The 20,029-nt window shown below is 73.4% G+C and carries 20 protein-coding genes and 1 pseudogene; 9 read left to right on the top strand and 12 right to left on the bottom strand.

Annotation, left to right across the window (positions count from 1 at the left end; translation table 11 throughout):
- Positions 1-123 precede the first annotated feature (123 nt).
- A complete protein-coding gene (locus OG994_RS07195) occupies positions 124-762 on the top strand; it encodes an HD domain-containing protein (protein WP_120326907.1) in 639 nt (212 codons plus the stop codon).
- Positions 763-838: 76 nt separating this feature from the next.
- Positions 839-1,777, top strand: a complete 939-nt coding sequence (locus tag OG994_RS07190; protein WP_328852601.1) for an NADP-dependent oxidoreductase — start codon at positions 839-841, stop codon at positions 1,775-1,777.
- A gap of 12 nt (positions 1,778-1,789) precedes the next feature.
- Here OG994_RS07190 and OG994_RS07185 read toward each other — a convergent pair whose 3' ends face one another.
- The 4 genes from OG994_RS07185 to OG994_RS07170 are packed head-to-tail and all read right to left on the bottom strand — an operon-like array spanning position 1,790 to position 6,901.
- Positions 1,790-2,434, bottom strand: coding sequence for a response regulator transcription factor (locus OG994_RS07185; protein WP_120326905.1), 645 nt, complete (start codon positions 2,432-2,434; stop codon positions 1,790-1,792).
- Positions 2,422-3,642 carry a sensor histidine kinase gene (locus OG994_RS07180; RefSeq protein ID WP_240032781.1) on the bottom strand — a complete coding sequence of 407 codons (1,221 nt, stop codon included), beginning with the start codon at positions 3,640-3,642 and terminating at the stop codon, positions 2,422-2,424. Before OG994_RS07180 ends, OG994_RS07185 begins: the two co-directional genes overlap by 13 nt.
- 23 nt (positions 3,643-3,665) lie before the next feature.
- Positions 3,666-6,176, bottom strand: a complete 2,511-nt coding sequence (locus tag OG994_RS07175; protein ID WP_328852600.1) for an ABC transporter permease — start codon at positions 6,174-6,176, stop codon at positions 3,666-3,668.
- The gene (locus OG994_RS07170; RefSeq protein WP_328852599.1) at positions 6,173-6,901 is read right to left on the bottom strand and encodes an ABC transporter ATP-binding protein; all 729 of its coding nucleotides are present in this window, start codon (positions 6,899-6,901) and stop codon (positions 6,173-6,175) included. Before OG994_RS07170 ends, OG994_RS07175 begins: the two co-directional genes overlap by 4 nt.
- Before the next feature lie 126 nt (positions 6,902-7,027).
- Between OG994_RS07170 and OG994_RS07165 the strand changes: the two genes are divergently transcribed.
- The 3 genes from OG994_RS07165 to OG994_RS07155 all read left to right on the top strand — a co-directional run bounded on the left by OG994_RS07165 (position 7,028) and on the right by OG994_RS07155 (position 9,247).
- Positions 7,028-7,462 (top strand): nucleoside deaminase, encoded by a 435-nt coding sequence (locus OG994_RS07165; protein WP_120326901.1) that lies wholly within the window; start codon positions 7,028-7,030, stop codon positions 7,460-7,462.
- Between the two features lie 105 nt (positions 7,463-7,567).
- A complete protein-coding gene (locus OG994_RS07160; RefSeq protein ID WP_328852598.1) occupies positions 7,568-8,236 on the top strand; it encodes a HEAT repeat domain-containing protein in 669 nt (222 codons plus the stop codon).
- A gap of 6 nt (positions 8,237-8,242) precedes the next feature.
- Complete coding sequence (locus tag OG994_RS07155) at positions 8,243-9,247, top strand: HEAT repeat domain-containing protein (RefSeq protein ID WP_328852597.1); 1,005 nt, start codon at positions 8,243-8,245, stop codon at positions 9,245-9,247.
- 165 nt (positions 9,248-9,412) lie between these two features.
- On the opposite strand, the gene OG994_RS07150 is transcribed toward OG994_RS07155, so the two are convergent.
- Both OG994_RS07150 and OG994_RS07145 read right to left on the bottom strand, forming a co-directional pair.
- Positions 9,413-11,239 (bottom strand): CocE/NonD family hydrolase, encoded by a 1,827-nt coding sequence (locus tag OG994_RS07150; protein ID WP_328852596.1) that lies wholly within the window; start codon positions 11,237-11,239, stop codon positions 9,413-9,415.
- Between the two features lie 191 nt (positions 11,240-11,430).
- Positions 11,431-11,691: a hypothetical protein gene (locus tag OG994_RS07145; RefSeq protein WP_328852595.1), complete on the bottom strand. Its 261-nt coding sequence runs from the start codon at positions 11,689-11,691 to the stop codon at positions 11,431-11,433.
- 402 nt (positions 11,692-12,093) lie between these two features.
- Between OG994_RS07145 and OG994_RS07140 the strand changes: the two genes are divergently transcribed.
- Positions 12,094-12,297 (top strand): DUF397 domain-containing protein, encoded by a 204-nt coding sequence (locus tag OG994_RS07140; RefSeq protein ID WP_120326896.1) that lies wholly within the window; start codon positions 12,094-12,096, stop codon positions 12,295-12,297.
- Between the two features lie 94 nt (positions 12,298-12,391).
- Here OG994_RS07140 and OG994_RS07135 read toward each other — a convergent pair whose 3' ends face one another.
- From OG994_RS07135 to OG994_RS07120, 4 genes and pseudogenes are all read right to left on the bottom strand, one after another.
- Positions 12,392-13,306, bottom strand: coding sequence for an IS5 family transposase (locus tag OG994_RS07135; protein ID WP_396844139.1), 915 nt, complete (start codon positions 13,304-13,306; stop codon positions 12,392-12,394).
- Positions 13,307-13,408: 102 nt separating this feature from the next.
- Positions 13,409-14,234, bottom strand: a pseudogene (locus tag OG994_RS07130) (SAM-dependent methyltransferase); the annotation flags it as partial.
- 57 nt (positions 14,235-14,291) lie between these two features.
- Positions 14,292-15,113 (bottom strand): helix-turn-helix domain-containing protein, encoded by an 822-nt coding sequence (locus tag OG994_RS07125; protein WP_147427226.1) that lies wholly within the window; start codon positions 15,111-15,113, stop codon positions 14,292-14,294.
- Positions 15,025-16,359: an MFS transporter gene (locus OG994_RS07120; protein WP_328852594.1), complete on the bottom strand. Its 1,335-nt coding sequence runs from the start codon at positions 16,357-16,359 to the stop codon at positions 15,025-15,027. Before OG994_RS07120 ends, OG994_RS07125 begins: the two co-directional genes overlap by 89 nt.
- Before the next feature lie 54 nt (positions 16,360-16,413).
- On the opposite strand from OG994_RS07120, the gene OG994_RS07115 reads away from it, so the two are divergent.
- Positions 16,414-17,157 (top strand): AraC family transcriptional regulator, encoded by a 744-nt coding sequence (locus tag OG994_RS07115; RefSeq protein WP_120326893.1) that lies wholly within the window; start codon positions 16,414-16,416, stop codon positions 17,155-17,157.
- A gap of 52 nt (positions 17,158-17,209) precedes the next feature.
- Here the strand turns inward: OG994_RS07115 and OG994_RS07110 are convergent, their stop codons facing one another.
- Complete coding sequence (locus OG994_RS07110; protein ID WP_120326892.1) at positions 17,210-17,974, bottom strand: sensor domain-containing protein; 765 nt, start codon at positions 17,972-17,974, stop codon at positions 17,210-17,212.
- Positions 17,975-18,138: 164 nt separating this feature from the next.
- Between OG994_RS07110 and OG994_RS07105 the strand changes: the two genes are divergently transcribed.
- Positions 18,139-18,513, top strand: a complete 375-nt coding sequence (locus tag OG994_RS07105) for a VOC family protein (RefSeq protein ID WP_328852593.1) — start codon at positions 18,139-18,141, stop codon at positions 18,511-18,513.
- A 176-nt stretch (positions 18,514-18,689) separates the two neighbouring features.
- Complete coding sequence (locus tag OG994_RS07100; RefSeq protein ID WP_120326890.1) at positions 18,690-19,325, top strand: hypothetical protein; 636 nt, start codon at positions 18,690-18,692, stop codon at positions 19,323-19,325.
- A 172-nt stretch (positions 19,326-19,497) separates the two neighbouring features.
- Here OG994_RS07100 and OG994_RS07095 read toward each other — a convergent pair whose 3' ends face one another.
- Entirely contained in the window at positions 19,498-19,932 is a 435-nt protein-coding gene (locus OG994_RS07095) for a nuclear transport factor 2 family protein (protein ID WP_120326889.1), read from the bottom strand.
- Between the last annotated feature and the right edge of the window lie 97 nt (positions 19,933-20,029).

The following is a 20,029-nucleotide window of genomic DNA, read 5'->3' as shown; positions in this document are numbered from 1 at the left end:
TCATGTCCGGATATCGGTGGTTCCTGGCCGGAGGAAGGCGGCACCGCGGCCGGGTCGGTGGGCAGCATGAAAGTCGCCCATCCGGGCCACACCACCAGCCACGCTCCTGGAAAGTCTGAGGTCATGCCAGAGGTCATCGCGGGACTGGAGATTCCTGAGACGGCGGCGGTCGCCGAAGCGACCCGGCTCGTGCGGGAGACGACCAGCCCTCTCATCTACCACCACTCCCGGCGGGTCTTCCTCTTCGGCCTGATGCACGCCCGCGCGCTCGGCGCGGAACCGGACCCGGAGCTGCTCTACCTGTCGGCCCTGTTCCACGACGTCGGCCTCGCGAACCCCTTCTCCGACGTCGAGCAGCGGTTCGAGGTCGACGGCGCCGACCACGCGCGGAGGTTCCTGCTGGAGCGGGGGTTCCCGACGGCCGCCGCCGAGACGGTCTGGACGGCGATCGCGCTGCACACCACACCGGGCATTCCCGACCGGATGGGTCCGGAGATCGCGATCACGCAGCTCGGCGTCCTGACCGACGTGATCGGCCTCGGTCTCGACGGGCTGGAGCGGGACCGGGTGGCGGAGATCGTCGCCGTCCACCCCCGCGGGGACTTCAAGAACGAGTTCCTGCGCGCCCAGTTCGACGGGTTCAAGGACCGGCCGGAGACCACGAACGGCACCGTGAACTCCGACATCATCGAGCACTTCATCCCCGGTTTCCGGCGTACGACGACGGTCGAGCGCATCATCGGCGCGCCCTGGCCGAGCTGACCGAACAGCCAGCAGACACCCAACCCGGCGGTCGGTGCGGCACGCCGAGCCGGCCACCGCTCCCGGAAGGACTCGCATGCGAGCGATCACCGTACGAGACCGTGACGCCGGCGTCGGCGGCCTCACCCTGACGGACATGCCCCACCCCCACGCGGCGGAGAACGACGTCATCGTGCGCGTGCACGCCGCGGGCTTCACCTCCGGAGAGCTCGACTGGCCCGCCACCTGGACCGATCGCTCCGGCCGCGACCGGACACCCAGCATCCCGGGGCACGAGCTGTCCGGAACCGTGGTGGAACTCGGCTACGGCACCACCGGCCTCACGGTGGGCCAGCGGGTGTTCGGGTTGACCGACTGGGCCCGCAACGGAACGCTCGCCGAGTACACGGCGGTGGAGGCGCGCAACCTCGCGCCCCTCGCGGCCGACATCGACCACACCGTGGCCGCCGCGCTGCCCATCTCCGGACTGACCGCCTGGCAGGGGCTCTTCGACCACGGCCACCTCACGACCGGACAGACCGTCCTCGTCCACGGCGCCGCGGGCGGCGTGGGCTCGATCGCCGTCCAACTCGCCCGCGAGGTGGGCGCCCACGTGATCGGCACCGGCCGCGCCGACCACCGCGAGGTCGCGCTCGACCTCGGCGCGCACGCCTTCCTCGACCTGGACGCCGACGACCTGCGGGACGCCGGCGAGGTGGACGTGGTCCTCGACGTCATCGGCGGTGACGTCCTGGAACGGTCGACCGAACTGGTACGCCCCGGCGGCACCGTCGTCACCATCGCCGCGCCGCCCACCGTGCGGCCGCGGGACGGGCGAGCGATCTTCTTCGTCGTCGAACCCGATCGCGCCCGGCTGGCCGACCTCGCCCAGCGGGTGCGCGCCGGACGGCTCCGGCCCGTCGTGGGCGCCGTGCTGCCGCTGTCCGAGGCGGCCTCGGCGTTCGCCGGCCGCCGCCGTACGCCCGGCCGGACGATCATCCAGGTCGCGGACGAGTCGGGGTCGCGGCACCCGTGACCCGGGTGGGGGTCACTGGTTGAGGTAGGCCAGGACGGCACGGACCCGGCGGTGCGCGTCGTCGTCCGGCGGCAGGTCGAGCTTCGCGAAGATGTTCGTGATGTGCTTCTCGACCGACACCGGCGCGAGGACCAGCGCGGCGCAGATCGCCGCGTTGGACAGGCCCTGGGCCATCAGGCCGAGGACCTCCCGCTCGCGCGGGGTGAGCGCCCCGACGCCGCTCGTGCGGCTGTTGCGGGTGAACAGCTGCCGGACCACCTCCGGGTCCATCACGGTGCCGCCGGCCGCCACCCGGTCGATCGCGTCGAGGAACTCGTCGAGCGCGGTCACCCGGTCCTTGAGCAGGTACCCGACCCCGCCCCGGCCGTCCGCCAGCAGCTCCGCGGCGTACGTCCGCTCCACGTACTGGGACAGGATCAGCACCCGCCCGTCCGGGTCCCGGGCGCGGAGGTGGAGCGCGGCGCGCAGCCCCTCGTCGCGGAAGCCCGGCGGCAGCCGTACGTCGACGACGGCCAGGTCCGGCCGGTGCTCGTCGTACGCGGCGAGCAGGTCGGGCGCGGTGTCCACCGCGGCGACGACCGTGTGACCGGTGTCGGTGAGCAGCCGCACGATGCCGTCGCGCAGCAGCAGCAGGTCTTCGGCGATCACGATGCGCATGGGAACTCCGCCCGCAGTACGGTCGGCCCGCCGGGCGGGCTGGTGATGGTCAGCGTGCCGTCGAGGGCCTCCACGCGCCGGCGCAGGCCGTCGAGGCCGGCGCCGGAGGGGTCGGCGCCGCCGCGGCCGTCGTCGGTGAGCGTCACGACGATCGCCGCGTCGGTCCGGGTCAGGTCGACGACGCAGGTGGCCGCGTCGGCGTGCTTGGCGGCGTTGGCGAGGCCCTCGGCGACGACGAAGTAGGCGGCGGACTCCACGGCCGCTGGGTACCGCGCCTGCCGGTCGCCGCGCACCTCGACGGCCAGCGGGCTGTCGGCGGCCAGCGCCGCGAGGGCCGCGTGCAGGCCGCGGTCGGTCAGGATCGGCGGGTGGATGCCGCGCACCAGCCGGCGCAGCTCGGCGAGGGCCTCGTCGAGCTGGCGCCGGGCCAGCTCGACGTCGGGTCCGGCCGCCCCGCCGGTGCGCAGCTTGCGGGCCGCGAGCGCCAGGGTCATGCCCGCGGCCACGATCCGGGCCTGGGCACCGTCGTGCAGGTCGCGCTCGATCCGGCGCAGTTCCGCGGCCTGGGCGTCGACCACCCGGGCCCGGGTCTGCGCGAGCCGGGCGGCCTCCTGGACCAGCTGCGCGTGCAGGCCGGGCGCCAGCAGCGCGCGGGCGGCGGCGGTCTGGGCGCGGGCCAGGGTGCGCAGCAGCCACACGGCCAGGGGCAGCAGCGCGAGCCCGATCAGGGTGAGCCCGAAGCGGCCCGGCGTGGTGGTGAGCAGCGGCTTCATGGGAAACGGCGCGTGCGGGTTCGGCACCGCCCAGGCCCACGCCGGCGCGGTGACGGCGCCCAGGTCGACGGCCGCGATCACCGTGCCGGCGACACCGCCGGCGAGGCCGATCGGGAACAGCACCACCAGCCAGGCCACGTCCCGCCAGGTGGCCGGCTGGCCGGCGACCGCGGCGACCCGCCGCCCCACGGTGTCGGCGGTGACCGGGACGTAGGGCGACGTGATCGGCCGGTCGAGGACCCAACCGGCCCGCCGCCGCTCCAGGGTGGCGAGCCGACGGGTGACCCAGGCGGCGCCGAGGAAGGCCGGTCCGCCGAGGTGGGTCACGGCGAGCAGGCCGACCACCAGGGTCGCCGCCAGGGTCCAGACGAGACCCACCACCCCGGCGGGCACACCGCTGGCCAGGTATCCCAGCGCCCGCCCGGTCGTCCTCACCGGCACCAGGATAGCCACCATGATCAGCGACCGTCGGCCACGGCGGGCAGCGCGCGGCGGCGCAGGACCAGCCGGATCGGCAGGGCGCCGGCGACCATGCCCAGGGCCGCGACCCCGGCCAGCATGCCGGCGTACGTCACCGGGTCCACGATCAACCGGAAGACCCCGTCCTGGGCCGTGCTGAACGCGCCCACCACGATCCCGGCGACCGCCGCGCCGAGCAGCAGCCCGACGGCCACGGTGATCGCCGCCTCGCCGGTGACCATGCGGTGCACCTGGCCGGCCGTCGCCCCGGCCAGCCGCAGGTCGGCGTACTCCCGCCGGCGGGCCGCGGTGGCGATCGCGAACGTGTTGACCACGGCGATGGCGGTGAAGCCGAGGGAGATGACCACCATCAGTTCCCAGGCGCCCTGCTGGTTCTGCGCGTCACCGGCGCGGACCGCCTCGGCCGTCGGGGTGACCCGCAGCGCCGGCCACCGCTCCCGGATGCGGGACGCCACGTCTCCGTCGTAGCGCAGCGCCACGGCCGCGACCAGGCCGCGCGGGTCGTGCGCGGCGACCAGGCCGGCGGGCAGCGCCATGTCGCCGAAGCCCCGGGCCCGCTCGTACACCGCGGCCAGGCGCAGCGTGACCTGGTACCCGTCGGCCAGCCAGATCGGCACCTCGTCGCCGACCCGCCAGCCGTACTGCCGCACGAGGTAGGAGCTGGCCGCGAAGGTGTCGTCGCCACCGATCCGCCCCTCCCGGACGCCAAGGTCGATGGCCGCCTCCCGGCCGGCCAGGAACAGCCCCTGCGAGGGGTGGTCCTCCGGCTTGCCGCCCTGCGCGACGATCGCCCGGGTGGGCAGCGTCGCGGCGGCTCCGGTGACGCCGGGCAGCGCGGCCAGGTCGCCGACCGCGTCCAGTGGCAGACCGGCCGGGCCGGTCACCTGGCCGGTCGCGGGCGCGTTCCGGGCGGCGTGCTCGTCGGCGGTGAGCCTGCCGAGCAGCGAGCTGTTCAGCAGCATCGTGGCGTTGACGGCGAACATCAGCACCAGTGGCACGGCGACGGCGGCGACGCGCCGGCTCTCCACCCGGGCGACCGTGCCGGCCAGCCAGCCGGTCACCCCGGCGACCCGCGTCAGGCGGCCGACGACGGCGGTCAGGGCGCGCACCAGCACCGGGCCGAGCGCGGCCACCGCGCACAGCAGCAGCGCGGACGACACGAAGCTCATGCCCATGCCGAGCGGCCCGCCCAGCGGCACGAAGCTGAGCACCGCGACCGCCCCGCCCGCGGTGACCAGGGCGGCGAGAACGCGGACGAGTAGGCCGCCGCGCGGGGCGGTGGCGGTCTCGACCAGTGCCTGCGTCGGCGCGATCCGCACCGCCCGCCGGCCGGCGATCCGGGCCGCGACGAACGTCACGAGCACGCCGGCCGCGGCCGCCCCGCCGAGGACCAGGACGTTCACGCCGACGGTGAACTGCGCCGGCACCGCGCCGAGGGCGCGGAACCGGGCGGCCACCACCCGGGCCACCACGACACCGAGCGGCATCGCCGGCACCGCCGCGACGGCCGCGAGCACCACGCTCTCCAGCCCGAGCAGGCGGCGCAGCTGCCCCGGGGTCGCCCCCGCCGTGCGCAGCAGGGCCAGCTCGCGCAGCCGCTGCCGCACACCCAGCGCGACCGTGCCGGTGAGCACGAAGACGGCGGCGAACGCGGTGATCCCGATCGTGAAGCCGAAGATGGAGATCGGGCCGATGTAGTCCGGCAGCGCCCCGGGCAGGTCACCGCGCACCTTGTCGGCGCCGGTGAGCAGGGTCGCGTCGCCGGCCACGGCGCGTACCGCCGCCGCGAGCGCGGCGGGGTCCGCACCCGGCGCGGCGAGCACTCCGATCGCGGTGGGACCGGCCAGGCCGGACACGGCGGGGACCTCCCGGTCGGCGAGGAACACGGCGCCCTGGGCGGGCAGGCCGTCCCGTCCGGCGGGAGCGGCGACGCCGGACACGCGCAGCGTCCGTACGCCCGTCCTGGTCGTGATCGGGACCTGGTCCCCGGTGGAGAGGCCGCCGCGGGCGGCCAGGTCCGCGTCGACCACCACCTCGCCCGCCGCCGGCGGGCGGCCCTGCTCCAGGGTGTACGGGGTGAGCGCGGCGGACGCCCACCCGTGGCCGACGACGGGGGCGCCGTCCTCGCCCCGCACCGGGAACGCCACCGGGAACGCGTAGTCGGCGACCGCGTCCGCGACCCCCGGCACCGCGGCGATCCGCCCGGCCAGGTCGACCGGCAGCGTGCCGGCGCCGGTCAGCCGCTCGCTCTTGGTCTTCGTCTTGACCTTGTCCTTCTTCTTCCTGACCGTCTGGAGGGTGACCTCGCGATCGCCGGAGAGCACCACGGCGGTGGCGGCGAACCGATCGGCCGGCGGCTTGGCGGTCAGCACCGAGAAGAGCAGCAGGCCGGCGCCGGCCAGCAGCGCCACCGCCAGGAAGGCCGCGAGGAAGGTGCCCAGGTACGCGCCGCGGTGCCGGCGCAGCGAGCCGAGCGCGAGCCGCATCATCGGGCGCTCACCGCCGTCATCTGCGCCGCCACCTTCTCGACCGTGGGGTCCGCCAGCTCAGCCACGATGCGGCCGTCGGCGAGAAAGACGACGCGATCCGCCCACGCGGCGGCGGCCGGGTCGTGGGTGACCATGATGACGGCGGTGCCGAAGCCGTCCACGGCCTCGCGCAGCAGCGCCAGCACCTCGCGTCCGGTGGAGAGGTCGAGGGCGCCGGTGGGCTCGTCCGCGAAGATCACTTCCGGGCGCCCGGCCAGCGCCCGGGCGAGCGCGACACGCTGCCGCTGGCCACCGGAGAGCTGGCCCGGCCGGTCGTTCTCCCGGCCGGCGAGCCCCACCCGCCGCATGACCTCGCGCGCCCAGGAACGATCCGGCCGCACGCCCGCCAGCCGCTGCGGCAGCAGGACGTTGTGCCAGACGGACAGCGAGTCCATCAGGTTGTACGACTGGAACACGAAGCCGACCCGCCGGCGCCGCACGGTGGTCAGCTTCGGCTCGCGGAGCCCGCTGATCTCCTGCCCGGCCAGCAGCACGCGTCCGCTGTCCGGCCGGTCGAGGCCGGCCGCGCAGTGCAGCAGCGTCGACTTCCCGGACCCGGAGGGGCCCATCACGGCGCAGAACGTGCCGGCGGCGAAGCCCACCGACACACCGTCGAGGGCGCGCACGCCGGCGCTGCCCGGGTAGCTCTTCGTCACGTCGAGGACCTCGACGACCGTTGGTGTCATGGTGATCAGCCTGGTCGGCGGAGGCGCCGCACGACACATGGCGACCTTGGATCCTCGGGGTAGGGCCAGCCCTACCGTAGCCTGGCAGGCGCCGACCGCCCTGGCCCCACACCGGAGGACACGACCGTGATCACGACTGCCGACGAGGAACTCCTGCGGCGTGCCATCGCCATCGCGGCGCACGCCGTCACCCTGGGCGACGCGCCCTACGGCTCGCTGCTGGCCGGGCCGGACGGCACGATCCTCGCCGAGGCGCACAACACCGTACGGCGCGACGACGACATCAGCGCCCACCCGGAACTGAAGCTCGCCCGCTGGGCGGCCCGTGAACTGGACCCGGAGACGGCGCGGCGCACGACCATGTACACGAGCTGCCAGCCGTGCGGCATGTGCGCGGGCGGCATCGTCCGCTCCGGACTGGGCCGGGTCGTCTACGCACTGGCCACCGAGCAGCTCGTCGAGCTCAACCCGGCCTCGGGCGCCTGGCCGACCGTGACGCAGGACGGTCCCGCGCTGTTCGACGAGGCGCGCGTACCCGTCGAGGCCTACTACCGCGCCTGAGAGCGGCGCCGCTCCCCCCGGCAGGCGCGTGCCCGTCCCGCGGCGCGGCCGCGCTTGACCTTGACATAGTGACAAGGTCTTCACTGGGCCGCGGAGGTGGTCCCCATGACCGTGCCGGCGGAGGACGCGAACACGGCGCGCACACTCCAGGGGCTGGCGAACAGCAGCTCGTCGGTGCGGCTCCAGGCGGCGCTGGCGGCCGGCACGACCCCGGCGGAGCGGCTCGTCGGCCCGCTCGTCGAGCGGTGCGCGGTCGAGCCCGACTTCTACGTGCGCGACATGCTCACGTGGGCGCTCACCCGTCACCCGTCGTCGGTGACGGTGCCGAAGCTCGTCGACGAACTCCGCTCCGAGCGGGCGCAGGCACGGAGCCAGGCGTTGCACACACTGTCCAAGATCGGGGACCGGCGGGCGTGGCCGGCCATCACCCGGGCGCTCCTGACCGACGCCGACGACGAGGTGGCGCGCAGCGCCTGGCGAGCGGCCGTCGTCCTCGTGCCCGAGGGTGCGGAAGCCGGGTTGGCCGCAGTGTTGGTGACACAGCTCGGGCGCGGCGCACGCGAGACGCAGTTGAGCCTCAGCCGCGCGCTGGTCGCGCTCGGTGAGGTGGTCGTGCCGTCCCTGCGCGCCGCCTTGACGCATGCCGACCCTCGGGTGCGCCAGCACGCGAGGGCCACGGAACGGCTGCTGCGCGACCCGGACGCCGGGTTCGAGTTCGCGATCGAGGAGGCGAAGCGCGTCGTGGCCCTCGGCCCGACCGCCCAGGAGGGGTGACAGGCAGTGTTGATCGGTGACGTGGCACGACGCTCCGGGGTGAGCGCCCGCATGCTCCGGCACTACGAGTCGCTCGGCCTGGTCCGGCCGACGGGGCGCACCGGGTCCGGTTACCGCGAGTACTCGGGCGAGGACATCCGGCGCATCTTCCACATCGAGAGCCTGCGGTCGTTGGGGTTGTCGCTGCGCGAGGTCGGACGGGCGCTGGACGATCCCGGTTTCACGCCCTCGGCGCTCGTCGACGACCTCGTCCGCCGGACGCTCGCGCGCATCGCGGCGGAGACGGAACTGCTCACGCGTCTGCGCCGGATCGGCGCCGCGGAACCCGCCGACTGGGAGGACGTCCTCCACGTCGTCGCGCTCCTCCAGGCCCTCGCGTCGGACAGCGCCGGGCAGCGCCAGCGCGCCGCCCTGTCCTCGGTCGACGGGGTCCCGGTGCCGGTGGACGCCCTGGTCGAGGCCGCGTTGCACGAGACGGACCCGAACGTCGCCGGTGCCCTCCGATGGGCCCTCGCGCAGTCGGGCGACAGCGCGGTGGCGCCGCTGGCCGAGGGCCTCCGCTCGCCGAAGGCCGAGGTGCGGGAACGGGCGGTGCGGGCCATCGCCGAGATCCCGACCGACGAGGCGACGACACGACTGCGGGACGCCCTCACGGACTCCGACGTGGCGGTCCGCAGGTCCGCGGCTCTGGCGCTCGGGTCGCGTCGGGTGCCCGACGCGATCCCGACGCTCGTCGACATGGTCGTCGAGGAGGCGAACGACGTCGACGCCGCCGACGCGCTGGGCACGCTGGCGGGCGACCCCGCGGTGGCGGAGCAGATCGCCACCAGGATCGCCGACCGCCTCACGCACGGCGCCGTCGGACCGCCCGCGCGTCGGCGGCTGGCGCAGGCGCTCGCGGACATCCCGGGGGCCACGGCGTCCCGGGTCCTCGCCGACCTGTCCCGGGACGAGGACCGTGCCGTCGCGCTGACCGCCACGTACGTCCTCACGCTGCGCGACGCACGATGAGCGACGCCGCCCGAGCCGCCGTCAGGTGTGCGGGGTCGCGGCGCCCGACGGAGACCGGGGCCGCGACGGCGGGGGCCGCACCGGATGCCCGGTGCGGCCCCCGCGCCGGTCGCACGCTCCGCGCCCGGACGGCTGCCCGGCAGGGTGCCGGGCAGCCGCCGCCGGTCAGCCCTTCTTCGACACCCTCAACGGGAAGGTGGGGGCGCCGATGCTGTCGAGCGTGATGGTGTTCGCCGCCACGTACCGGTCCAGGTACGGCGACCGGTCACCCTGGGTGGGCCGGTCGGACCGCGGGTCCTGCACCTCCAGGGCGAGTCGCGCGTCGGTGACCGTGACGGTCTGACCGGAGGGAACGGGTCGCCACCCCCTCGACATGATGGTCCCGATCTGCACGCCCAGCCGGTGCCCTCGCGCGAAGGTCCAGTCCGTCGCCTTGAGGGCGAACGAGGTGGACCCGCTGGCGTCGAGCACGGCGACGTTCTCGTTGAACATCGTCGCCGTGCCGTCCGGAGCGACGTCCCACAGCCGTACCCAGACGTTGCCCTGCCCCCTGGTCTTCAGGGTGATCTCCGGCGTGCCGGTGAGCCGCACCTGCGTGGCGGCAGGCGTCGAGAAGGTCCAGTAGCTGTTGCCGGGCGCGTCGGCGCTGAGCGCCTCCGTCCGGGCGGTCGGCAGTGAGCCGGCCTCCGGCGCGTACTCGATGTCCCAGCCGTCGGCCTGCGACGTCGTCATCGGCTGGGCGGTGCGCTGCGTCTGGCCGCCGTCGTCGACGTACCGCCCGGGCGACAGCCGCGCCCTGTACGAGTCGTTGACCACCGGCCAGGTCCGCTGGGCGCGCCAGTTGCCGAGGCTGTCCTCGACCGAGAACGCCGGGTCGGTCACCGCCGGCCTGATGCCGCGCAGGTGCTGGTCGTAGAAGCGCATCACCTCGTCGAACCAGCCCGCCCGACCCATCTTGAGCCGGCCCTCGGCGTCGGTCTCGTTGCCGCGCACGTGCTCCCACTGCCCGAGCCACCCGCGTTCCGGACCGTGGTGGTTGGCCAGGTACTTCTGCATGTCCTCGGGCTTGGTGTTGTCCTCGATGAAGCCCGACGTGACGAACAGCGGCGTGTGGGACCCGGCGGCCCGCGAGGCGAAGTCACGGACACGCCAGAACTCCGACTTCGGGTCGGGGTTCTGCGTGTTGGTGCGGTTGTCGATCTCGCACTCGGGGTGGTTCTTCTCGTACTCGGCGTTCGCCCTGTAGCGGTCGCTGTCGTCGGCGAGCGGCGGCATCGTCGCGATCGAGTAGTAGCTCCGGGGGCTGCTGGTCGCGTTGGAACGCGGCACGCCGTTGCTGAACAGGTAGTTGTACCGGTTCCACGTCGGCTCCTGCGCGACGATGGCCCGCAGCGGCTTGAGCTTGAGGACGTTGGCCGCCAGCCCGGTGTTGGCGTCGTACGACTTGCCGTACATGCCCACCTTGCCGGTCGACCACGGCTGCCTCGCCGCCCACTCGACGGCCGCCTTGATGTCGGCCTGCTCCCCCGGCCCGAGGAAGTCCAGGCAGCCCGTGCTGCCGCCGAAGCCGCGCAGGTCGACCATCACGAAGGTGTATCCGCGCTCCATGAGCCGCGCGCCGTCGATGAAGTCCTGGAAGCGCGCCGACGGCCCGACCCGGTCCCACCCGCCGGGCGACGTCTCCCCCGCGTGCGAGAAGTACGGGCCCACCGACAGGATCACCGGCGTCTTCGCGTGCGGCGGCAGGTGCGCCGGGCGCAGCACGTCGGCGTGCAGCTCGACGTCGCTGCCGTCCGAGGACGGGAAGTACGCCTCCGTCCACGCGGCTCCCTTGGGAACGCGCGGGTTCTCCTCGTGGGTGATCGGGGCGTCGGCCGCCGCGGACGCCGGAGCGGCCTGCGCCACCGAGGGCAGGCCCGTGGTGAGGCTCGTGATGATGGCCAGTGCACCGGCCGCCGCGACGGGCGAGACCACCCTCCTCCGAATGTTCATCCACTCTCCACCTAACTCCAGACGAGATCGCCTGGTCAGCCACCGAGGCTAGCGATCATCGCCGCACATGGATCCCTGAGTTACCTCCCCGTGACCTTTTCTCCGGGGCACGGGCCACTCGGGACGGTGCGTGCGTGAGGAGGGCGGCGGAGGCGGGCGGCGCTGGCGGTGGAGGGTGCGGATCGCGGCGGTCAGGCGCGGAGATCCGTGGAGGTCGCCGGCTGGCGGGTGGCGAGGACCGGCGGCGGCCGGTCCGGGTCCGCCGGCGGGACGTCGTCGAGGTAGGGGTCCTCGTCGTGGCGGGGACGCAGGCTGTGCGAGGTGACCGTGTCCACCGCGGTGCCGACGGTCTCCGCCGGGCGGTACCGCAGCGTGGCGGCGGACCTGCTGGAGCAGAGGATGACGCCGGGACGCCACGAGTCGTCCCGACGTACCCACACGCGGTCGCCCACGCCGAACTCCTGTGCCGAGGCTGGGGACGTCGTCGGATGGTCCTGTGGGCGCAGCGGTGGCGCGGACATCGTCGCCCTCCTTGGTTCCACTGTGGCGGGTGCGCACCGATGAGCATGGCAGCGCAAGCCGCACCGTGCAAGATTTCACGGAGACGACATGTCACGGTGAACTCGTGCAGCCGAGCGGTCATCAGTTACTCTACGTGCGGCGCGATCTTCGAGTGAGGGCGCGCATCCAGGACGCGAGGGTCAGAGAATGGCTGATGTGCTGGGGAAACGTTCCCGATTGACCCTCGCCGCTCTCCGCGGCCGGTCACCCAAAGTGATCGCGTCGTGTGTGATTGCACAGGGGCAAGCAACGTTCGAGACGGCCGGAAACGACCGTCCACAGAGGAGCAACTGATGCCTGACAGCGATGGGTGGATGATGTCCAGCAGGTCGACGGGCAACGGTGGCAGTTGTGTCGAGGCTCGCCGTCACGCCGGGATGATCGAGGTGCGCAACAGCAAGAACCCCGCGGCCGGCATCGTGCGGTTCACTGTCGAGGAGTGGGACTCGTTCCTCTACGGCGCCAAGCGGGGAGAGTTCGACCGCTTGCTGGGCTGAGATCGCGGTCGGACGACGTCGCTCGTCCGCCCACGACGACAGGCACGACGGAGCCCGCCGGCTTCCACCGGCGGGCTCCGTCGGTCGGTCGCGACTAGGTCGTGTCTCGAAGTGCGCGTAGCCATTCGTTGATGGCGGTGACGTGGATGGTGGCTTCGTAGCGGACGGCCAGCTTGTCGTACCTAGTGGCCAGACCACGGTGGCGTTTGAGCCGATTGATGCCGCATTCGACGGCGTGGCGCTGCCGGTAAACCTCCGGGTCGAAGGCAGGTGGCCGGCCGCCTGCGGAGCCTTTGGCGCGGCGGTGCGCGTCCTGATCGACCTTGCTGGGGATGCATGCCTTGATCCCCCGGCGGCGCAGGTAGGCGCGGTTGGCGCGGGACGTGTAGGCGCGGTCGGCGATCACCCGGTCTGGTCGCACGCGAGGCCGGCCGGTGCCAAGCCGAGGCACCCGGATACCGGCCAGCACCCCAGTGAACTGCGGGCTGTCACCGCGGTGCCCCGCGGTGAGCAGCATCGACAACGGCTTGCCGCCCTGCTCGCAGGCCAGGTGCAGCTTCGTGGTCCACCCGCCGCGGGAACGCCCGAGGGCATGGTCGGCGGGCTCCGTCGCCACCCCACCGGGCGGTTCGATCTGCTGCTGTGGGCACCGGCGTGCGCCGGCGGCGTGCTGGTGGGCCCGAGCGATAGTCGAATCGACGCTGACATCCCAGGTGATCAAGCCAACCGCGTCGGCGCGGGCCTGCAATCCGGTCACGATCTGCTGCCAGACCCCGGCCCGCTGCCAACGCCGGAACAACGCGTATACCGCTTGCCAGGAGCCATAACACGCCGGCACGTCCCGCCACGGCGCACCGACCCGCACCCGCCACCGGATGCCGTCGATGAGCTGCCGCTTGCTCCACTGCGACGGTCGACCCGGCCGCTTACCCACAGGCAGCAGCGACGCCAGCACCGCCCACTGCGCGTCGGTCAGGTCGTGCCGCCTCGTCACCGCTATGGTGGCCACGAGGTCTCCGGTATTCAGGTTCTTCTTGGTCGATGAACCCTCTACCGGAGACCTCGCCATCTATCGACCACCGACACGCCGCACCCGACTTCGAGACACTGCCTAGGGGATCCGACCGACTCCGCCCAGCCCTGAGCTGAGCTTCGGGTCGTCGGCGAAGTACTGCGGGTCGTCCGGAGCCGGCCGCCACAGTGGAAGCCAGACCAGGCCCGGCTCCACCAGGTCGAGCCCGGTGAAGAACCGCTCGACCTGGGACCGGGTGCGCAGGCCGAGCGGCGTCGCGGTCTTCCGCCGGTAGATGTCGTGGGCGACGTCCAGCTCGTCCTGCTCGTGCGGCGCGTCATCCGCTGTCGCGTGCGACACGAGCAGGTAGCTCCCCGGCGCGAGCGCCGCGCGCAGCTGCCCCACCGCGTCGTACGCCACCTCGTCGTCGGGCACGAAGTGCAGGACGGCGCCGAGCAGCAGGCCGATCGGCCGGGTGAAGTCGAGCATCGACGTGACCTGCGGGTGCGACAGGATCGACCGGGGGTCGCGCAGGTCGCCCGTGATGGCGGTGGCCAGCTCGTTGCCCTCCAGGAGCTCCAGGCTCTCCGCGACCGCCACGGGGTCGATGTCCACGTAGACGACGCGCGCGTCGGGCGCGACCTGCTGGACGATCTCGTGGACGTTGCCCTCGGTGGGGATGCCCGAGCCGACGTCGAGGAACTGCCGCACCCCGGACTCGGCTAGGTGGCGCACGGCACGCCGCAGGAAGGCGCGGTTCGTCCTGGCCAGTTGCGGACCCAGCGGCAGCACCTGGAGCATCGCCTGCGCGGCCTCGCGGTCGGCCGGGAAGTTGTGGGTGCCGCCGAGGTAGTAGTCGTAGATCCTGGCCGCGGTCGCCGGCTTCGCCTCGCCGTCGCCACTCACACCAGTCATGCCGCCTCTTTCGTGGGTAGTAGTGGTACCGCCCCGGCCGTCAGGGGCCGGGCGTGTCGTCCGCGGGCTACCGGTGCTCGTCCAGCGGAACGGCTGCGTCGTGGACGAGCTGGAAGATCCGCCGGTACTCGTCCACCTCGTGCGGCTCCTCCAGGTAGAGCGCGCCGACGTGGGACTCCAGGTAGACCGTGTCCGGGTCGTCGGGGTCGTCGAAGTCCAGAATGCGGAACGCGCCGGCCATCGCCGCGTGCGCGCCGACCGAGAACGGCAGGATGCGGATCTCCGCGGCGCCGCTCGCGGCCACGTCCCACAGGTGCTTCCGCTGCTCCTCCATGACCGTCTCGCCGCCGACCGGCCGCGCCAGCACGTTCTCTCCGAGGACGAACACCAGCCGCGGCGCGGGACGGCGCGCGAACAGCGCCCTCTGCCGCTGCATCCGCAGCTTGACGTGTCGCCGCGCCGTCTCGTCGTCGGTCACCCCCTCGGCCGCGAACACGGCCAGCGCGTACCGCTCGGTCTGCAACTCGCCGGGGATGATCTCGCCGTAGTAGGTGTGGATCCGTGTGGCGCTGGCCTCCAGGCCGACGTAGAGCTTGAACCAGTCGGGGATCACCGGGTTGGCGTCCCACCACTCCTCCTGCGAGGTCCCCAGCGCCAGTTCGGCGAGGACGTCGGTGACGCTCTGGTCGACGCCGTACAGCCAGCACAGCGCCCGCACGTTCGCGGGCGTCACCGGCACCTTGCCCGTCTCGATCCGGTGCAGCGTCGGCTCGGAGATGCCCAGCCTCGCCTCGGCCACCTCACGCCGGGTCTTGCCGCTGGCCTGCCGGAGCCGGGTCAGACGTCGCCCGAGGGTCCGCCGTACCACCCGCTGACCTGTGATCGGCATGCCCGCCTCCCGCCCACCGAGCCGGTCCACCTGAGACGATCCGAGACCTTACCGCCTCCGCGTCGCCGGCGGGCGTCCCGTCGCCGGCGGGCGTCTCCACCGCGAACCGCGGCGGGGCGGGTTCGGGCAGGGTCCGGAACAGCAGCCAGCTCAGCGCCGGCATCACGACCAGGAGTGCCAGGGCCGTCCGCAGGGACGTCGCGTCCGCGACGCGGCCGACGACGGGGCTCACCAGGCCGCCGACGCTCACGGCGAGACCGAGGGTGATCCCGCTCGCGGTGCCGACCCGCGAGGGCAGGTAGTCCTGGCCGAGCGTGACCTGGAGGGAGAACGGCACGTACAGACCGGCCGAGGTCAGCGCCACGAACAGGTAGAGAGCCGGGCCCGGCACGAACACCACGCCCGCGACCGCTCCCACCGTGAGGAGGTACGACCAGCCGGAGACGGTGACCCGGTCCCACCGGTTCGCCAACGCGCCGCCCAGCACCGAGCCCACCGCCCCGCCGAGGTAGAGCACGAACAGGGCCGCCGTGCCCGCCGCGGTGCTGCCACCCATCCGCTGCTGGGCGTGCAGCGAGATGAAGGTGCTCAGGCCGACGAAGACGATCGAGCGGCACATCACGGCGAGCGACAGCTTCACGAAGGAGGCTCTGTCGTCGTCGCCGGCGCGCGTCGCCGTGGCGGTGCCGTGGGCCTGCCGCTGCCGTAGCGCGTGCAGCACGGGCAGGCACAGCACGGCGCCGACGAGCGCCGGCAGCACCAGCAGCGGGGTCCGGCGCAGCCCGCCGGCGGCCAGGACGGCGCCGACCATGAGCGGGGCCAGCGCGAAGCCGAGATTCCCGCCCACCGAGAACCAACCCATGGCGCTGTGCCGGCCCTGGCTGGCGAGCCGGGTCACCCGCGCGGACTCCGGGTGGTACGCGGCCACACCGATCCCGGAGACCGCCACGAACAGGAGGGTGAGCCCGTAGGAGCCGGAGGCTCCGCTCGCGGCGATGCCGACACCGCCGAGCAGCGTGCCGACCGGCAGCAGCCACGGCATCGCCCGCCGGTCCGTGAGGGCGCCGAACACGGGCTGGACCACCGACGACAACAGGGAGGCCGCCAGCACGACGCCCGCCACGGTGGCGTAGCCGTACCCGCGCTCGGCGACGAAGAACGGGATCAGGGCTGCCACGGCACCCTGGTACACGTCGACGCACGCGTGTCCGACGGACAGCAGACCGATTGACGTACTCCTTCGCACCTGGTCATGATCGGCGCGCGGTGCCGCGTCTCACTTCCGATAAACTGCCGAAGGATGACGCAAATCCGCCACCAGCCGGTCGCTCCGACCGACACCCGCCGGCTGGCGTCCGGCGGCGCGATCGACGCCCACCGGCACGACGACCACCAGATCGTCTACGCCCGCCGCGGAGTGCTGACGGTCACCACCAGCGCGGGCACGTGGGTCGCCCCGGCGACCCGGGCCATCTGGGTGCCGGCCGGCACCGTGCACGCCCACCAGGCCCACGGGGAACTCGAACTGCATCTGGTCGGCCTACCCGCGACCGAGAACCCGCTCGCTCTGGACGTGCCGACCGTGCTCGCCGTGAGCCCGCTGCTGCGGGAGTTGATCGTCGCCTTCACCCGGAGCCCGGACGACGACAGCCCGGAACGGGCCCGGCTGCGCGCGGTGTTGCTCGACCAGTTGCGGGCCTCACCCCAGCAACCGCTCCACCTGCCCACCCCCGCCTCTCCCCTGCTGCGGGCGGTGTGCGACATCCTCCGCGCCGACCCCGCCGACGGGCGTACCCTCGCCCAGCTGGGCCGGGAGGTCGGCGCGAGCGCGCGCACGCTGTCGCGGCTGTTCCGCGCCGACCTCGGCATGACGTTCCCACAGTGGCGCACCCAGCTACGGCTTCACGTCGCGCTGGTCCTGCTGGCCGAGAGGACGCCGGTCACCGCCGTCGCGCACCGGTGCGGTTGGTCGTCGGCCAGCGCCTTCATCGACGTCTTCCGGCGCACGTTCGGGCACACGCCGGGCTCCCACCCCACGGGTTGACCGTGCTGCGGTCACCCGTCCGCGCCGTGGAGAGTGCCGGCGACGGGGCCCGTCAGGCCGTTCCGGATCCGGTCGCCTGGTACCGGCGGACCGCGGCTTCGGCGAGCGGGACGAGGTACCTCTCGCCACCGGGTTCGTTGCCCTCCTCCTTGACGACCACCAGAGTGGTGCCGACCCGGACGAGAAGGCCGTCGCAGCCCAACGTGTGCGGACCGGACGTCATGCGGCAGCTGACGTGGACACTCTCGTCGCCCAGCCGCGGCCCCGGCGTCACCGCGAAGCGCCACGTGTCCTCGCCGCCGGGCGACACGACCGTCGGGCAGCGGCCGACGAGGGTCCGCAGGTCGGTCATCGCCCGCCGCGCACCGTCGTCGGCGTAGGTCCGGAGGACTTCGCTCCCCACCCAGAGGCTGTCGGGACCCGCGTCAAGGCTGAGGACGGCCGCGGCCATCGCTGACGGCGTCCCGGTCAGCCGTGCGGCCGACAGCAGCGGGATCATGCCGCCCGCGCAGGAGTCGGCGACGCCCGGGCGATGGTCTCCGGCGTCCGGCGACATGGTCGTCGCGATCTCGACGTCGAATCCGGGCGGCGCCGAGTCCGGGGACAGCAGGCGTGCGGACAGCGCGGCGGAGTAGCCGGGGCCGCCGGTCGGCGGGACCGCGTACGCGGGCTTCGTGGCGGTGGCCGAGCCCGTCGCCGTTGCCGTTGCCGTTGAGGGGATCCCGTCGCTCTCGGGACGAGCCGATGGCGGACCGCAGGCTGCCGCCAGGCAGACGGCCCCCACCGCGACCAACCTCCAGAGCACCAACCTGGGCACCGGGCAGACTCCACCTCTCGCGCGGGACGCGTCAGGCTACCAGCGCCGGTCACGTCGGTCGCACCCGAAACGGCGTCCGTCGTCCCGCCCGAGCGAGGATGCCGTCACCTGCGCGGACGCGGCCGGCGCGCCGCTCACGTCGGTGCCGTCGGTTAGGGTGGCGCATGATCCTCCGCCACGTCACGGTCGACTGCGCCGATCCCTACCGCCTCGCCACCTTCTGGAGCGAGGTGACCGGATGGCTGGTGTCCGACGTGGACGAGCCGGGCGACGACGAGGTGCTCGTCGAAGCGCCCTCCCCCGTGCCCGGCATCCTGTTCATCCGGGTGCCCGAGGCCAAGACGGTGAAGAACCGGGTCCACCTCGACTGGCAGCCGACCGAACGCAGCCGCGACGACGAGGTGGAACGCGTCATCGCCCTCGGCGCGAAGCTCCACGAGGACCACCGCACCGCGGACGGACGCGGCTGGGTCACGCTGCGCGACCCGGAGGGCAACGAGTTCTGCGTCGAGCAGGGTAAGGGCCGGTCGCCGGCCTGACCGGCGGCGCGTAGCGTCCGTCGTCGGTCGTCCTGGTCGCGTCCCGGGTCGGAGCACGCAGCCCGCGTTCCGAGGCGAGCCGCAGGTACGCGCGCTGCTGCGTTCCGTCGAGCGCGGTGGCCAGGGCGGCGAGCCGGTCGTCGGCTCCCGTGCGGGTGGCTGAGAGACTGCGCTCCGTGGGGAACTCGGCTGTCTACCGGATACACACCAGTGACGACCGTGAGGCCGCGTACGCGATGGCACAGCGCCTGGTGGCCCTCAGGTCGATCGACTGCCGCTGCCCCCAGGACGTCAGTGCCCGGGTGGAGACCGACAGCCATGATCTGGACCGGTACCTGGGCGTTGGACCCGCGTTCCTCGCTCTGTCCATCCCGGCCCGCTCGCTCGGCCCGGTCACGGGCGCGCTGCTGCCCCATCTGCCGGCGGGCGACCGGCCGAGCCGGGACGGCGACGGCAACGGCTACCTCGTCACGGACATGACGCCCCACATCGTGGCCGTACTCCGTCGACTGCCACGAATCGACGCCGAGGTCTCCACTCCCGAACACCCGCTGCCGAACACCGTGGCCCGCACCGTCCTCGCCGCCACGAACACCGACCCCGCGTCGATCTCGTGGCACACGTGCTGGCCGGGCCAGCACAACCGCTGCGGGTTCGAACTCGCCGTCAACGGCGCCGAACTGTGGCACGCTCCCGCACCGGCAGGCCACAGCGTCTACGTGCACGTCCACCCCGCACGACCGGAGCTCGCGTACGACCTTGCCGCGGCAGTCGGAGGCGAGGTCATGGGCCAGCCGGCGCTGGGCTGGTGACGAGCGGACACGTCCGCCTGGGGTGGTTCGTGGTGCGGCGGGCGCGAGCGCGCCGGGCCCCCACGCGCCTCTCGGCGCCACGGGCACGACGGCCCGGCGCGACTCGGCGAAGGCGCACGGCCCGCCGGCCGCGAACTCCCGGACGCCGGGGGCTCGCGGCCGGCAGGGACCCCTAGAGGGCTCGGCCGAGGGCTTCGGTCAGGGCGACCGGGGCGACCACGAGGCGGTCGAAGCGCCAGCCGTCCGCGGTGCGGCGCGCCTCGTAGTGGTGGACACCGGCCGCGACGGCCTCGGTCTTGTCGTCGATGACGAACACGGCGACGTCGTGGGCCCGCACCGTGGCGGTGTCGCCGTCGACCTCGATGACGAGGTTGGACTTGCTGTGCAGGGTGCGGGCATAGGTGTCGTGGCCGGCGCGCACGAGGTGGACGAGCGCCTCGATGCCGCGGGCCTCCCCGCGCGGCGACGTGACGACGACGTCCTCGGTGAAGAGGCGGTCGGTCTCGCCGTAGCGGCGCTCGTCGATCCAGAGACTGTGGCGGGCGACCAGGTCGGCGAGTTCGGCGCGGTCGGCGAGGGTGCGGATGACGGTTTCGGTGCTGGTCATGATGGCCTCTCAGTTCGACCAGGTGACGTTCGTGTCACTCGATGTGGGTGCGGAAGAGTTCCTCGGCGGACAGGTGCGGCACCTCCAGGCGATGTCG

Origin of the sequence: Micromonospora globbae (assembly GCF_036184225.1) — a bacterium.
GTDB classification, from domain to species: Bacteria; Actinomycetota; Actinomycetes; order Mycobacteriales; family Micromonosporaceae; genus Micromonospora; species Micromonospora globbae.
This window is presented reverse-complemented; position numbering and strand designations above follow the sequence as displayed.

Coding starts and splice junctions, on each gene's coding strand:
- OG994_RS07195 (WP_120326907.1), top strand. CDS start 124: ATGCCAGAGGTCATCGCGGGACTGGAGATTCCTGAGACGGCGGCGGTC.
- OG994_RS07190 (WP_328852601.1), top strand. CDS start 839: ATGCGAGCGATCACCGTACGAGACCGTGACGCCGGCGTCGGCGGCCTC.
- OG994_RS07185 (WP_120326905.1), bottom strand. CDS start 2,434: ATGCGCATCGTGATCGCCGAAGACCTGCTGCTGCTGCGCGACGGCATC.
- OG994_RS07175 (WP_328852600.1), bottom strand. CDS start 6,176: ATGATGCGGCTCGCGCTCGGCTCGCTGCGCCGGCACCGCGGCGCGTAC.
- OG994_RS07170 (WP_328852599.1), bottom strand. CDS start 6,901: ATGACACCAACGGTCGTCGAGGTCCTCGACGTGACGAAGAGCTACCCG.
- OG994_RS07160 (WP_328852598.1), top strand. CDS start 7,568: ATGACCGTGCCGGCGGAGGACGCGAACACGGCGCGCACACTCCAGGGG.
- OG994_RS07150 (WP_328852596.1), bottom strand. CDS start 11,239: ATGAACATTCGGAGGAGGGTGGTCTCGCCCGTCGCGGCGGCCGGTGCA.
- OG994_RS07140 (WP_120326896.1), top strand. CDS start 12,094: ATGCCTGACAGCGATGGGTGGATGATGTCCAGCAGGTCGACGGGCAAC.
- OG994_RS07125 (WP_147427226.1), bottom strand. CDS start 15,113: ATGCCGATCACAGGTCAGCGGGTGGTACGGCGGACCCTCGGGCGACGT.
- OG994_RS07115 (WP_120326893.1), top strand. CDS start 16,414: ATGACGCAAATCCGCCACCAGCCGGTCGCTCCGACCGACACCCGCCGG.
- OG994_RS07105 (WP_328852593.1), top strand. CDS start 18,139: ATGATCCTCCGCCACGTCACGGTCGACTGCGCCGATCCCTACCGCCTC.
- OG994_RS07095 (WP_120326889.1), bottom strand. CDS start 19,932: ATGACCAGCACCGAAACCGTCATCCGCACCCTCGCCGACCGCGCCGAA.